A 14,079-nucleotide genomic window follows, 5' to 3' on the forward strand; every position below is an offset into this window, starting at 1 on the left:
GAGCAGAACGCGCGTTATCAGACAAAGGATGGCACTGATTATTCATCCACGTGACGGCTTGCTCGTAAGGCAGCCTCCATCGCATCCAGCGCCGCTTTGTTTTTCAGCCCCCACTGATACATCTGCTCGATCGGTTCGGCAAACGTCCAGCCCAGCGGGGTTAGCTGATATTCCACCTTCGGCGGGATCACATTATAGACGTGGCGCTGCACCAGCCCGCGCTGTTCTACCTCACGCAGGGTCTGAATCAGCATTTTCTTAGAGATACCTTGCAGGCTGCGCTGAAGTTCGCCGGTACGACACTTGCCACCCGGCCAGTGATAAAGCGCATGGATCACCATCGTGGTCCATTTCACCGCGAACAGCTCCATTAACCGACGCGGTTCCGAGTCGGCATAAAAGTACAATTTTCCATCAACCAGTGTTGGCATAAGGTAACCATTTGGTGACTATGTTTCTAAAAAGTAACTACTACCAAAAGCGAAACCAGCTGTCTATAGTAAGCGCCCTTTGCCAGCGGGCCACTTTCCGGCCCGTTTAACGTGGATAACCTGCATGAAAATTAACGCAATCGTAGCGCACGCGGCTGATGTGCCATTACAAACCGGCAGCATCACGCTGCGAGCCATGCGCGAGCAGGATGTAAAAATTGACATCCTCTACTGTGGCGTTTGCCATTCCGATCTGCATATGGTGCGTAACGAGTGGGGCGTCAGCCAGTATCCGCTGGTGCCGGGACATGAGATCGTGGGCCGTATTACCGAAGCAGGGGCAGCGGTCACTCATCTGCGTGCGGGCGATTTGGTTGGCGTAGGCGTAATGGTTGGCTCCTGCGGCAGCTGTCATTTCTGCCAGCAGCAAGAGGAGCAGTATTGCGAAGCGGGCTTTGTGCCAACCTATAACGGCACCGACAGTGTCAGCGGTGAAACCACGCGCGGCGGCTATGCACAGACTATGATCGTCGACAGCCGATTCGTGGTTACCATCCCGGAGCATCTCGATGCGAAAGCGGTCGCGCCGCTGCTGTGTGCGGGCGTGACGACCTGGTCGCCGCTGCGTCACTGGCAGGTGAAAGCAGGTGATAAGGTAGGCGTTATCGGCCTCGGAGGGCTGGGACATATGGCGGTAAAATTTGCTGCCGCGCTGGGCGCTGAAGTAACGCTGTTTACCACCTCGGCAGGAAAAGAGCAGGATGCGCGTCGTCTCGGTGTGCAGCACGTGGTGATTTCCCGTGATGCGCAGCAGATGGCGGCCTGGCATCAACGGCTCGATTTTATTCTTGACTGTGTCGCCGCGCCGCACGATCTGGATCCTTACCTGAATACGCTGCGCGCTAACGGACATCTGGTGCTGGTAGGGATCCCGGAAAATCCACATCCGGCACCTGATATCACGCCGATGGTTTTCCGTCGTCTTAGTATTAGCGGCACCTCTATCGGTAGCCTGCGTGAAACGCAGGAGATGCTCGATTTTTGCGGCGAGCATAATATTACCGCTGATGTTGAGCTTATTGATGGTGAAAGGATTGAGGAAGCATTTACGCGAATGTTAAAAAGCGATGTGAAATATCGTTTTGTGATCGATATGAAGGCGATGCGCTGGGATAGCGCTTAAACCTTTATTATGACGGTGCCCGGCTTACCCAGGCACCGTTGTTGTCCGTTATCCCCGGTTGCGCCAGACGGTCTGTACGTTGCAGAACTCGTGCAGGCCAAAGTGCGACAGTTCGCGTCCAAAACCACTTTTCTTCACGCCGCCAAAGGCAACACGGGCATCGCTGGCGCTGTAGCCGTTAATGAAGACGCCGCCGCACTCCAGACGTGCCGCTATCTCCTGTGCCAGCGCTTCATCGGCAGTATAGATCGTCGCCATCAGGCCAAAATCGCTGTCGTTGGCCAGTTGCAGAGCGTGCTGTGCGTTTTCCGCTACGGTAATGGCGGCAACCGGGCCAAACAGTTCCTGACGAAACGCCGTCATTGATGGCGTAACGTTGGCCAGTACCGTGGGCTGATAATAATTACCCGCACCGGCCAGCTTATCGCCGCCGGTCAGCAGCGTGGCTCCTTCGTTCAACGTCGCCAGCACCTGCTGATGCAGCTCGTCGCGCAGATCGTAGCGCGCCATCGGGCCGATATCATTTTCTTCATGACGTGGATCGCCCATTTTCAGCTGCTGCACCGCCGCGACAAATTTTTCACTAAAGGCATCGGCAATGTCGCGCTCGATAATAAAGCGCTTGGCTGCGGCGCAGACCTGTCCGGTATTCTGATAGCGTCCGGCAACGGCGGCTTTTACCGCTGCATCAATATCGGCATCTTTCAGCACGATAAAGGGATCGGATCCGCCCAGCTCCAGCACGCATTTTTTCAGCGCTGCGCCAGCCTGCGCGCCGATAGCCGCGCCCGCACGTACGCTACCGGTAACCGTTACGCCTGCGATGCGGGTATCGTTAATTGCCTGGCTTACGCCCGTGTTGGTTGCGTTGATCACGCTGAACAACTGCGGCGGGAAATCAGCATCGTTAAATAACGCCTCGATTAACAGGGCGCAGCCCATCACGCTCGGTGCATGTTTCAGCAGATAGCTGTTGCCTGCCAGCAGAATCGGCACCGCACCGCGCAGCACCTGCCACAGTGGGAAATTCCACGGCATCACCGCCAGAATCGGGCCGAGCGGGCGATACTCAATCACCGCCTGGTTATTTTCGACCTGCGTGGGTTCGGTTGCCAGCATCGCCGGGCCATGGTCGGCATACCATTCGCACAGGCGGGCTGATTTTTCGACTTCGCCGCGTGCCTGAAGAATGGGTTTGCCCATCTCAGCGGTGATGATTTGCGCCATCTCTTCGCTACGACGGCGAATAGCATTTGCCAGATCGCGCAGCTTTTGCGCCCGCGCCGCGATGGGCTGCTGACGCCACTGCTGGAAGGCCCGATGGTTAGCGGCAATCGCGGCATCAACCTGTTGTTCGTTGATATAGGGCAGGGCGGAAAGGATCTCACCGCTGGCTGGATTGCGTGAAATCGCGTGCGTTTCTGCTGAGAATGACATAACCGTTCCTTATTATTCGTTGACGGTATTCCGGATGCCTTTACCTTAACGCGCCGCTTTCGTTATGAAAACTGAATAATGATGAGTGAGTTGCTGTTAAAAAAAGAAAGTTGATGTTAAGGCTTTGCCATGTCTGCGTAAATAACGGACAGCAACAGCAGCAAAAACAGGAGGCGTAGCGCAGCGGCGAACAAAAACGTAGCGCAGAGCACTACAAAATATCGTCTTATAATTTAGGCGGCTTTACGCCACTAAAGAGGTAATGAGTCAATTGATCGCAGGAAAAATCTTAGTGTTTTTAGGGGCGTTACAAGTTGCGTTAAAAGACGATGATCAATAACGTTAAAGGTTATGCGGTAAATAAAATCTGCTTTAGCGGGAGGGAAAATGAATAAGAAAGGAAAGATACCGGCCCGTCGTTAACGATATACGCTTACCGCTACGACGAGCCAAACAGCGCGACAGAACGCGCTGCTTCAGGCCGCTTCCGCCCAACGTTGCCGTTTAGCGGGACGGTTGCCGGAACCGGGCACGCGCCAGGCCTTCGCCGGATCGCCTACGACAAACTCCAGCGTTGGAGAGAAGTAGAACGGCAGCCAGCCGCCGTAGCCGCTCTCCCATTCCCAACGTACCGGGCAGGGCCAGAGAATACCATCATGCAGGATGTAATAAATCCATCGTCCGTTAGGACGACGGGGTTTCCGGATTTTCATGGGATTCACTACGATATTAGTTAGTGCGAAAACAGCTCATATTTTGACCCGTTTAGTGCCGAATAGCAAACGACTAAGCGACAGAAAAAAGCATCTTTACGTTCACTTACCGATGAACTTCACCGCAAAGCAGTACCGCATGGGGCCGCCGTTGCTGAATGCGCCAGGCCATATGTTCGCAGGAGACCCGTGTTGGATAGATATGTTCCGTAACCGGCAGGGCATCGCAGGCGTCGTGACCGCAGGCGCTGACTAAAAGCACAAATCCAATCAACATTCTCAGCTCCTTTCGAGCGCCTTATTTATTCGGGGTACTGATATTTCAAAATGTAAGTATAGCCGATAAGCCCAGATCACGGTTTGTCTGCTGGAGCGGGGAAGAATCTTAGTGTGTCTCAAGTAAAATTTCCGGCTGACAGGCTTCGCCAGCTTTGACGTTACGAAACTCCGCCTTGCCCTGATAAACGTAAATACAGGCGCGTCCCTGAGCGCCGCCATCCTGCTCTTGTGAAAGAGAAACGGCAACGGTTTCCGCCTGGGCGCTGGCCGCCAGCCCGATAAACAGTAACAGCGGAACAAACTTACTGGAATATTTCATACGCTGTATCCCGATCTTTATTTGACGCATTAACCATCGCTGTTCCTGAAGCTAAAGCTATTATTGGCGCTAAAAAAATAAAGGGAAGATGGATTTATCTGATTCAAATGCGCGCGCGAAACTGAACGTCTATCCGGTCTGATGTCTTAACATGCGCCAATCATGAAAAATGTGAACGTGCGCAGGAATATAATTTGTTCGCTATTATTTCAATGCGGAAACGTGACGGCCTCGCTTATTTTATTGTTGCCATTCCATTAATTGACCTTCCCCTAAGGGTAAGGTCTAGCCTTGTTAGCGTTGGCCTGAATCTGATTAACGAGGAGCAATAATGAAAAACCTTTCTGTAGCAATCATCTTTACCCTGTTGGCGTCCCCGATGGGAACATGGGCCGCTGGCGAAGCGCATCAGCATCAGGCGCTAAGTCCGGCACAGCAAAGCTATCAGCACGGCATGATGGAAATGCACGATCGAATGATGCAGGGGCTGAAGGCGCAGGATGCCGACGTAGCCTTTGCGCAGGGGATGATTGCACACCATCAGGGCGCAATTGAGATGGCAAAAACCGAGTTGCAGTATGGCAAAGACCCTGACATGCGCAAACTGGCCGAGCAGATTATTGCGGCGCAGCAGCCGGAGATCGATCGTATGCAGGTCTGGCTAAAACAGCAGCAACAATAACGTGGTAGCGAAGCGCGGCTTTTTCCTGCGGTTTGGGCTAAACTCTGCCGTTTCAACCAAACAGTGACAGGAATGTTTTATGTCGAACGAGATTGCCCATCCTTCCAGCAGCCCGAAACAGGCTGCGCTACAGCTGGTGATTGAGCTGGTGCGTGCGGGTAAGCTTAGCCCGATGCAGGGTGATGCCAGCAATATGATCTCTATTTATGAGCAGTTCAAAACGCATTTTGAATCTGAAAAGAAAAAAGACGCGTCGGGCTCCGTCATTGCCTGATCGATAAACCTGTCAGTACGATATATCCGGCGTCCCCAGACGGGACGCTTGCTTATCGCCTTTTCTCAGCGCGGTTATCGATAATCTGAGGCGGCCCGCAGGCCGCCTTGAGCTATGACCTCAGGCGCTGCGGGCAGCGACAATCCGTCCCGCCGCCATCTGAACGGCGCGATCGCACATATGATCGATTACATCCGGATCGTGGCTGACCAGCACCATCGTTAAACCATCCTGCTGTTTTAGCTGATTCAACAGATTCAGGATCTCTGCCTGTACCGACATATCCAGCGCCGAAGTTGGCTCATCCAGTAACAGCACCTTAGGCTCCAGCAGTAGCGCGCGTACAATGGCAACGCGCTGGCGCTGACCGCCGGAGAGCTGATGCGGATAGCGGTCAGCCAGCGCCGGATCGAGACCCACGTGGCGAAAGCCCGCGTTGATGCGATCGTTGATATTGTCCCGCTTCAGCAGTTTCAGCGGCTCCGCCAGCGTGCGACGCAGACGATGGCGCGGGTGCAGCGAAGCATAAGGATCCTGAAATACCATCTGCACTTCGCGCCGCAGATCGCCGGTAAAGGCGCTCCCCGGCTGCGCCTGATGTCCGGCAAGACGCATTTCGCCCTGCCAGTGCGGATTCAGGCCCGCCATCACCCAGAGCAGTGAGGATTTACCACAGCCGGAAGGGCCGACCAGGCCGAAACATTCGCCGGGTGCTACCGACAGTGAAACATCATGTACCACGGTACGCAGATCGTAGCCTTGACGATGTGCCACGCTAAGATTCTGTAATTCAATCATGTTCAAGCTGTACCTCCAGCGCGGCGCGATCCAGCACCGGCAAGGGCTGTCCGTGCGTGGCCTTGCTGGGACGGCAGGCCCACAGCGTGCGGGTATAGGGATGGGTAGCGCGCGGCAGCTCCGCCGCAGGCAGGCTATCCAGCAGCTGCCCTTTATACATCACCATCACGCGCTCGCAGTGCTCGGATACCTGTTGCAGATCGTGGCTGATCAACAACAGGCCCATATTGCGCTCTTCTACCAGGCGGCGGATCAGCGCCAGTACCTGATCGCGCATTTCATGATCGAGTGCCGAAGTGGGCTCATCGGCAATCAAAAATTGCGGATCGGCGATCAGGGCGATCGCCAGCATTACGCGCTGGCCCATGCCGCCGGAAAGCTGATGCGGATAGCGCGTCATTAGCTGAACGGGCTGCGGCAGGCCGACCGACGCCAGCATTTCTGCCACTTTTTCCCGCCGTTCAGCGCGGCTTAGCCTGTGATGCAGCCTGAGCGGCTCCTCAACCTGCCAGCCGATGGTGCGTGTTGGATTAAGGGCATACTTCGGATCCTGCATAACCATCGCCAGCTCGCTGCCGCGTAGCTGGCTCCAGCGTTTCTCACTCAGCGTTAACGCATCGCGTCCGGCGACTTGTAGTTGACGCGCCTGTAGATGCAGACCTGGAGCCAGCAGCCCCATCAGCGAACGAGCGGTGAGTGATTTACCGGACCCTGATTCGCCTACCAGCGCCACGCGCTCGCGGCCTAACGTAAAGTCGATCGGCTTAACCAGCGGCGTCGTGCCGCTGTGGATGGTCAAATTTTTAGCAACGATTAACGGTTCAGCTTGCATGGCGGGTATCCAGTCGGTCGCGCAGGCCGTCGCCTGTCAGGTTAAAGGCCAGGCTGGCGAACAGAATAGCGCCGCCCGGTGCGGCAGCTACCCACCACTGATCGAAAATCACCTTACTGCCTTCCGCTACCATCGATCCCCATTCGGCAGTCGGTGGCTGGACACCCATGCCAAGAAAACCGAGACCCGCCGCAGAAAGAATAATACCGCCGAGGCTGAGCGCCGCACGTACCACCGCGCTCGGTAAGCAGAGCGGTAAAATATGTCCAAACATCAGGCGCAGCCCGCTGATACCCTGCATCCGTGCGGCGGCAAGGTAGTCGCTACGGCGCAGCGCCAGCGTTTCCGCCCGCGCCTGTCGAGCAAAGGGCGGCCAGCTGGTCAGGGCAAGCGCCAGCGCGCCGTTCAGCAGGCCGGGACCAAGCACCGCAACCAGCGCCAGCGCAATCACCAGATTCGGCAGCGAGAGAAAAATATCGGTAATGCGCATTAGCACGCGTTCGGCCCAGCCGCCAGAGTAGCCCGCCACAATGCCCACCAGCAGGCCGACCGGAATGGTTAGCACCAGGATCAGCGACACCAGCAGCAGGGTAGGGCGCGTGCCGTAAATCACGCGTGACAGCAGATCGCGCCCGAAGCCGTCGGTGCCGAACCAGTGGGTGGCGGAAGGCGGCAGCAGGCGGGCGGAGATAGTCTGCGCATTGGGATCGAAGGGGGCCAGCAACGGTGCAAGCAGAGCGGTCAGTACCAGAATCACTACCAGCGTTGCGCCGATAGTCAGCGTGGTCAGCCGACGACGGCGGCGCGGCGGCGCTACCACGATTTCTGCATCGGATAAATGTTGTGTCATCGGGTTCTCGGATCGGTTAACCAGGTCAGCGCATCAACCAGCGCGTTTAACAGAACAAAGCAGCTGCCGATCAGCAGCGTGGCACCAAGAATGGCGGGCACGTCAGAGCCGAACAGCGCGGTAGTGAGGTAGCGGCCCACGCCGGGCCAGGCGAATACCGTTTCCGTCAGCACCGAGCCTTCCAGCAGCGTGGCGTAAGATAGGCCGAGCACGGTAATCAGCGTGCCACGCACGTTAGGCAACAGGTGGCACAGCAAAATACGCCCGCGGCTGGCACCCTTAGCACGCGCCAGAGTGACATATTCTTTGCCGTTTTCCTCCAGCAGCGCGGCACGCAGCAGACGGGTAATCGCCGCCATCGACAGCATCCCCAGTACCACCACCGGCAGCCAGAGGTGGGCAATGGCGTTGCGGAACATCTCTCTGTCGCCCGACAGCCAGCTGTCAATCAGCACAAAGCCGGTCTTTGGTTCCAGCGTGTAGATCCAGATATCATCCAGCCGCCCCGGCCCGGCAGACCAGTGCAGTACCGCATAAAACAGCAGCAGGCCGAGCAGACCAAGCCAGAACACCGGCACCGAATAGCCGAGCAGGGAGATCAGACGCGCCAGGTTATCCAGCAGGCTGCCCGGTTTCCAGGCCGCCAGCAGCGCCAGCGCGATACCGAAAAATGCGCCGAACAGCATCGCGCAGGTTGCCAGTTCCAGCGTCGCCGGAAAGGTGCGCGCCAGATCGCTGAGCACCGGCTGACTGGTGATATTGGCGGTGCCCAAATCACCCTGCGCCAGATGAGTCAGATAACGCCAGAACTGCACCGGCAGCGGCTTATCCAGCCCTAAATCGTGGCGTACCTGCTGATAAGTGGATTCACTGGCATGATCGCCCGCCACCTGCAAGACCGGATCGACGGGCGACAGATGCGACAGCATAAAGGTAAAAGCAAGCAGGCCGAGCAGCGTGACTAACAGGGAAAGCAGGCTGGTGATAAAGCGGCTGAGAGACCGCCAGAACTGCCGGGCGAACCCGGCATTTGTTGCAGATAAACGCATTACTTACTGACCTGGCTGTAATAAACCATATCCGGATTGATGCCCTGCACGTAGCCTTTCAGGTTATCGCGCACGGCGATCAAATTACGCGCCTGTAAGCCAATTACGTAAGGCGAGTTTTTCATCACTTCACGCTGCATCGCCTGATAGAGCTTGATGCGCTGCGCCGGATCGCTTTCCGCCGTTGCCGCCAGCGTCTGCTTGCTCAGCTCAGGAATATGCCAGTTGGAACGCCACGCCAGCGTTTTGCTGCCGTCTTCCGGGTTATAGGCGAAGGCGGCGGCGTTAGTATTGGGATCGAAGTAGTCCGCGCCCCAGGCGTTCAGCGTGGCCTCATACTGATGGGCTTTCACCCTGGTTGCCACTTCGGTGCTCAAACCGGGAAGCAGCTCAACCTTGATACCGCCTTTAGCGAAGCTGGCCTGCAACGCCTGGGCGATATCCAGATAAGGCGGCTGGTTGCTGACCGACAGCTTAAAGCTGACATTTTTCAGGCCCGCCTGCGCCAGAATCGCTTTCGCTTTTTCCGGATCGTAGCGGTAGGGATTGTCATTCAGCGCGCCGGGGAAGCCTTCCGGCAGGAAAGACTGATGAACCTGGAACTGGCCCTTCAGCAGATCGTCAGCGATGCCGTGGTAATCAAACAGGTAGCGTGCAGCTTCCCACAGCGCCGGATTTTTCAGCGCCGGTTGTGCATCAATATTGAACTGAATGTAGTAGAGCGACGCCATCGGGATCGCCAGCGGCTTCACACCCGGCTTGTTTTTCAGCGCGGCCATCTGATCGACGCCTAAATTACGGGCGATATCCGCATCACCCTGTTCCAGCAGCAGGCGACGGGTAGCTGCTTCCGGCACGTTCTTGATCAGAATGTTTTTTAGCTTTGGCGCATCGCCCGGTGAACTGGGGTTAGCGCTCAACAGCACGACCTCATGTGGCACAAAGCGACGAATCTGGAACGGGCCGCTACCGGCAGAATGGATGGCCAGCCATTTGTTGCCCAGATCGTTATTCTTCTGGTTAGCCAGCACGGTTTTCGCATCGACGATGGAAGCAACCGGTGCCGCCAGCAGGCTGAGCACGTAGGCCGGACTGACGTCAGCCGTCCAGCTAATCTGTACGCGTTTGTCGTCGATTTTTTTCAGCTGGCCGTCAACGTTATCTTTGCTCCAGCCGAGCTGGGTAAGAATAAATGACGGATCGAGATTCAGCTTCACCACGCGTGACAGCGAGAAGATGACATCTTCCGGGCGCAGCGGGTTGCCGGAGGCGAAGGTTGCGCCATCGCGTAACGTCATGGTCAGGCTACGGTTATCTTTCCCCGCTTCCCAGCTGCTGGCAAGCGTCGGCTTCAGCTCGCCAGGGTTTTGCGGATCGGACTGTAACAGGCGCTGATAAATATTGGTGAAGCCCTGTACGGAAGTCAGCTCAAAGCCTTCGGCAGGATCGAAGCTGCTGGCATCATCAATAGACTGTGCGATAACCAGCGTATCGGGCGGCGTCGCCGCGTTGGCGGCAAAGCTGGCGGCGAGAGCCAGCGTCAGAACGGCGGGAGCTAAACTTTTCATCTTATTTCCTTACCACTTTTTCGCGAGTGTAAGGGAACAACAGAAAGGTCTGATAGTAGATTATTCGCTATGCTTATGCATTAAAGTTATAACCTCGCGGAAACGGTTATAAAACAACTCACCGCAATATTACACATACCATAGCGACGGCAGCAGTGCGATCAGGTTATTCAGCATATGCAGAGCAATCGGCAGCCGTAATCCACCGGCACGCAAACGTGCATAGCAAAGCAGTATGGAGAACAGCGTCAGCACCACAATGGTTTGCCAGAGGATATATTGGGTATGCATAGCGGCAAACAGCAGCGAGGTCAGCAGAATAGCGGCGAAGCGGCTGCGCGGCGCCCACAGCAAAAATGCCTGGAGTAAAAAGCCGCGAAACAGAATCTCTTCAAATATCGGTGCCAGCAGTACCGCAGAAAAAAACAGCACCCAGAGCGTAAAGGTGTCCTGATGCGCCTGATCTTCCAGCCAGCGCTCCGGCTGGAGGAACAACATTTGCGCCACCATCAGCCCCAGCAGCAGCAGGACAAATAATAGCGCTGGCTTCAGCGCTATCCGCCCCAGCGGAATATCCTCGCGGCGCGTCTGATAAAAACGATACAGCGGCCACAGCACGGCAAACTCAAACAGGCAAAGCACCGGCACCAGTAATCCCTGCTGGCGTAACGCTGTGTAATTAGGAAACCAGGTGATCGCCAGCGTGATCAAATAGTAAATAACAAAACTGCCGAGATAGAACAGAGTGACAACGGCTTTGCCGGATTGCGTTTTCATAGGCAGCCTGCGCGGCGAAAGGGGGAGGGGAGTGTAGCAATCGACATTATTTCTGTCGAGATACGCACGCCGTTGTGCGTTTTCACTAAACCCTTGCCAACGTGGGCCGATAACCAACCTGAGCATAAGGCAGGCAGGACTTAACGCCATGCCGCAACGGGCGCGGCGTGCTACAGCGGAGGTTATCCAGCGCATTCTTATCAGGGTTTCACAGATGAATTTACCAACCTTATTACCGTTCAACCTCCGCCCGGCGGATGCCCCGGCAACGTTCTTTACGCGGCGTACCCTGTTGGTTCTCGGCATGATGCTGGCTGCCGTACTGTTCACCACCGCCATGACCATTGTGGCCATCGCCGTGCGGCAGAACGGCGCGGCGCTGGCGCAGGAGAAGTTCCTGGTGCGTAATGCCTGGCAGGCGCGGCAAAAATCGATCCTGACCGATATTCGCGACTACGCCTTTTGGGGAGAAGCGTGGAATCACCTGCATTTGCAGGTAGATAAAGCCTGGGCTTTCGATCAGCAAAATCTTGGGCCGGGGCTCTACAGCGAATATCACTATGAAGGCGTGTTTGTGGTGGACGGCAGCGGACGCACGCGTTATGCAGTCATCAACGGAAAACTGAGCACGATGCAGCTTGAGCACTGGCTCGGTAAGGCAAGCGTTGAGATCGTGCAGCAGGCGCGCACCTTTTTACAGGATGAAAATGCGCTGGTAAGAAATGCCAGCATTGCAGGAACGCCTGCGATCGTCGCGGCTGCACCGATAACCACCGGCAAGGTGCCGGGGCTGAGCATCACGGCGGACCCGCCCTCGGTCATGGTGTTTGTCGATCGCTATACGCCGCAGAAGATGCTGGCGCTGGGGAAAAGCGTGGGCGTCAGCCAGCTGCATACCGTTTCGGCGCAGGGGCCGTCTGTGATTCCGGCGAGCCTGACATTGTTGGGCGATCGGGATGAACCGTTGCGGCTGGGCTGGGAAAGCAGCGAGCCGGGGCATCATCTGCTGGTCATCATGATACCGCTGATGGCGCTGACCATGTTGATGCTGGGGATGGTTTCACGACGAGTCGTGCGTCACGCGATGGATAATGCGCGTCTTTCCGACTGGCGCTTCGAGCAGCTAAGGCAGAGTCAACGGGAGCTGGGCGACAGCGAGGCACGTTTTCGCGACGTGGCGGAGGCGGCCTCCGACTGGATCTGGGAAACCGATGCGTATGGCGTTCTGACTTATCTCTCGTCACGCTTTACGGCGGTGACCGGCTACGATGTGGCGGTGCAGCTGGGCAAACCCATCGATTGCCTGCTGCTCAGCAAAGGCCAGCCGGTATCGGAGTGGATGCTGCGCCTGGGAACCGGTGGCGATCGCCGCACGCTGCGCTGCCATTACCACTCGGCGCAGGGCGAGGAGCGTATCTGTAGCCTGGTGGCGAAGCCGGTAGCGCTACAGGACGGGCTAATCGGGTTTCGCGGTACGGTATCGGATATTACGCTGGAGGTGGAGGCGCAGGCGCGCATTCAGTATCTGTCACAGCACGATACGCTGACCGGCCTGCCAAATCGCCACCGCATGAATGAATTTCTCAGTGGCAAACTACAGGCACAGCCCACGGAAGCAGAGCCGCTGGTCATGTTTAGTCTCGATCTCGATCACTTTAAACCGATTAACGATCTCTACGGCCACGCCGCGGGCGACAGCGTATTAAACGAGGTTTCGCAGCGCCTGCGCGTTTGTCTAAAAGCGGGAGATCTGCTGTCACGCCAGGGCGGCGATGAGTTTATTTTGCTGCTGAGCGGCCTGACCAGCCAACAGGCAATTGAGGCGCGCTGCCGCAGCCTGATGCAGGAAATTCATAAGCCGTTTAACGTAGCGGGCCAGAGGGTGCATATCGGGGCTTCTGTCGGCATTGCCCGCGCGCCACAGGATGCGCTACAGCCGGAAGAATTGCTGCGGATGGCGGATATCGCCCTCTACCAGTCAAAAAATCTGGGACGCGATCGCTGGGTTTTCTATTCGCCGGAGATGTCGGAGCAGCTGGTGCGCCGCCGCGAAATGGAGCGGGCGCTGGGCCAGGCCGTCGCGCGCGACGAGCTGCGCCTGTTTTACCAGCCACGCTATTCGTTACACAGCGGCAGAATGGATGGTGCTGAGGCGCTGCTGCGCTGGCAGCCTTCTCCGCCTGCGCTGGTTATGCCAGACAGTTTTATTCCGCTGGCTGAAGAGACCGGCCTGATTCTGCCTATCAGCGACTGGGTACTTCAGCGAGCCTGTCGCGATGCGCTTAGCTGGCCCGAAAAATTCTATGTTTCGGTGAATATTTCGCCGGTGGAGTTTTGTCGCGGCGATCTGGCGGGGCGCGTCGCCAGCGTTCTGCAATTGACCGGCCTGCCTGCTGAACGGCTGGAGCTGGAAATTACGGAAAACGTGACGCTGGAAAATCCTGACAACACGTTAAAAGTGATGCAGAGTCTGAAACGGCTGGGAGTGAGATTAACGGTGGACGATTTCGGTTCCGGCTACGCCTCGCTGGGCTATCTGAAAACCTTCCCGTTTGACGGCTTGAAGATGGATCGTTCCTATATGAAGGATTTTCCGCATTCGCAGCAGGCGCACTCTATCGTTAACGGCATCATCGGTTTGGGCAAAGCGTTTTCACTGGTGATCACCGCCGAAGGGATTGAGAACGCCGAGCAGTTTGCGGAATTACAGGCGATCGCCTGTGATGAGGGGCAGGGATACTTTCTCGGCAGGCCGATGCCTGGAGGCGACTTTGCGCGTTTGCTGCACGGTACGGAAGAGGATGAAAATCAGAAAGAAACGGGCCAGCCAGGCTGACCCGTTCAGGTGCTTAACGAACGCGGACGGCCACGCAGGTCATCAGCGCCG

The 14,079-nt window shown here is 56.6% G+C and carries 15 protein-coding genes; 4 read left to right on the top strand and 11 right to left on the bottom strand.

Features of this window, described 5'->3' with window-relative positions; all coding sequences use genetic code 11:
• Positions 1-38: 38 nt before the first annotated feature.
• Entirely contained in the window at positions 39-431 is a 393-nt protein-coding gene (locus C7M51_RS01650) for a winged helix-turn-helix transcriptional regulator (RefSeq protein WP_160619911.1), read from the bottom strand.
• Positions 432-555: 124 nt separating this feature from the next.
• On the opposite strand from C7M51_RS01650, the gene C7M51_RS01655 reads away from it, so the two are divergent.
• Positions 556-1,614 carry an NAD(P)-dependent alcohol dehydrogenase gene (locus C7M51_RS01655; protein WP_160619913.1) on the top strand — a complete coding sequence of 353 codons (1,059 nt, stop codon included), beginning with the start codon at positions 556-558 and terminating at the stop codon, positions 1,612-1,614.
• 48 nt (positions 1,615-1,662) lie between these two features.
• Here C7M51_RS01655 and sad read toward each other — a convergent pair whose 3' ends face one another.
• The 4 genes from sad to C7M51_RS01670 all read right to left on the bottom strand — a co-directional run bounded on the left by sad (position 1,663) and on the right by C7M51_RS01670 (position 4,362).
• Positions 1,663-3,051, bottom strand: a complete 1,389-nt coding sequence (gene sad, locus C7M51_RS01660; RefSeq protein ID WP_160619915.1) for a succinate-semialdehyde dehydrogenase — start codon at positions 3,049-3,051, stop codon at positions 1,663-1,665.
• A gap of 476 nt (positions 3,052-3,527) precedes the next feature.
• Positions 3,528-3,764 carry a hypothetical protein gene (locus tag C7M51_RS01665; RefSeq protein WP_160619917.1) on the bottom strand — a complete coding sequence of 79 codons (237 nt, stop codon included), beginning with the start codon at positions 3,762-3,764 and terminating at the stop codon, positions 3,528-3,530.
• A gap of 106 nt (positions 3,765-3,870) precedes the next feature.
• Positions 3,871-4,041 carry a hypothetical protein gene (locus C7M51_RS22205; protein ID WP_167522358.1) on the bottom strand — a complete coding sequence of 57 codons (171 nt, stop codon included), beginning with the start codon at positions 4,039-4,041 and terminating at the stop codon, positions 3,871-3,873.
• A 108-nt stretch (positions 4,042-4,149) separates the two neighbouring features.
• Positions 4,150-4,362, bottom strand: coding sequence for a hypothetical protein (locus C7M51_RS01670; RefSeq protein ID WP_160619919.1), 213 nt, complete (start codon positions 4,360-4,362; stop codon positions 4,150-4,152).
• 331 nt (positions 4,363-4,693) lie between these two features.
• Here C7M51_RS01670 and copM point away from each other — a divergent pair, with 331 nt between their 5' ends.
• Positions 4,694-5,044, top strand: a complete 351-nt coding sequence (gene copM / locus C7M51_RS01675; RefSeq protein ID WP_160619921.1) for a CopM family metallochaperone — start codon at positions 4,694-4,696, stop codon at positions 5,042-5,044.
• Between the two features lie 79 nt (positions 5,045-5,123).
• Positions 5,124-5,318 (top strand): hypothetical protein, encoded by a 195-nt coding sequence (locus C7M51_RS01680; protein ID WP_160619923.1) that lies wholly within the window; start codon positions 5,124-5,126, stop codon positions 5,316-5,318.
• A gap of 120 nt (positions 5,319-5,438) precedes the next feature.
• Here the strand turns inward: C7M51_RS01680 and C7M51_RS01685 are convergent, their stop codons facing one another.
• The 6 genes from C7M51_RS01685 to C7M51_RS01710 form a co-directional block, all read right to left on the bottom strand.
• Complete coding sequence (locus C7M51_RS01685) at positions 5,439-6,116, bottom strand: ABC transporter ATP-binding protein (RefSeq protein ID WP_160619926.1); 678 nt, start codon at positions 6,114-6,116, stop codon at positions 5,439-5,441.
• Positions 6,109-6,948 carry an ABC transporter ATP-binding protein gene (locus C7M51_RS01690; protein ID WP_160619928.1) on the bottom strand — a complete coding sequence of 280 codons (840 nt, stop codon included), beginning with the start codon at positions 6,946-6,948 and terminating at the stop codon, positions 6,109-6,111. The genes C7M51_RS01685 and C7M51_RS01690 overlap by 8 nt, the downstream gene beginning before the upstream one ends.
• On the bottom strand, positions 6,938-7,798 hold the full coding sequence (locus tag C7M51_RS01695) for an ABC transporter permease (protein ID WP_160619930.1): 861 nt from the start codon (positions 7,796-7,798) through the stop codon (positions 6,938-6,940). Before C7M51_RS01695 ends, C7M51_RS01690 begins: the two co-directional genes overlap by 11 nt.
• Positions 7,795-8,847 (bottom strand): ABC transporter permease, encoded by a 1,053-nt coding sequence (locus C7M51_RS01700; protein ID WP_160619932.1) that lies wholly within the window; start codon positions 8,845-8,847, stop codon positions 7,795-7,797. The genes C7M51_RS01695 and C7M51_RS01700 overlap by 4 nt, the downstream gene beginning before the upstream one ends.
• Positions 8,847-10,415 carry an ABC transporter substrate-binding protein gene (locus tag C7M51_RS01705; RefSeq protein WP_160619934.1) on the bottom strand — a complete coding sequence of 523 codons (1,569 nt, stop codon included), beginning with the start codon at positions 10,413-10,415 and terminating at the stop codon, positions 8,847-8,849. The genes C7M51_RS01700 and C7M51_RS01705 overlap by 1 nt, the downstream gene beginning before the upstream one ends.
• A gap of 129 nt (positions 10,416-10,544) precedes the next feature.
• Positions 10,545-11,192, bottom strand: coding sequence for a CPBP family intramembrane glutamic endopeptidase (locus C7M51_RS01710; protein WP_160619936.1), 648 nt, complete (start codon positions 11,190-11,192; stop codon positions 10,545-10,547).
• Positions 11,193-11,406: 214 nt separating this feature from the next.
• Between C7M51_RS01710 and C7M51_RS01715 the strand changes: the two genes are divergently transcribed.
• Positions 11,407-14,028, top strand: a complete 2,622-nt coding sequence (locus C7M51_RS01715) for a bifunctional diguanylate cyclase/phosphodiesterase (RefSeq protein ID WP_244323788.1) — start codon at positions 11,407-11,409, stop codon at positions 14,026-14,028.
• The last annotated feature ends 51 nt before the right edge of the window (positions 14,029-14,079 follow it).

Source organism: Mixta intestinalis (genome assembly GCF_009914055.1).
Taxonomy (GTDB): Bacteria; Pseudomonadota; Gammaproteobacteria; order Enterobacterales; family Enterobacteriaceae; genus Mixta; species Mixta intestinalis.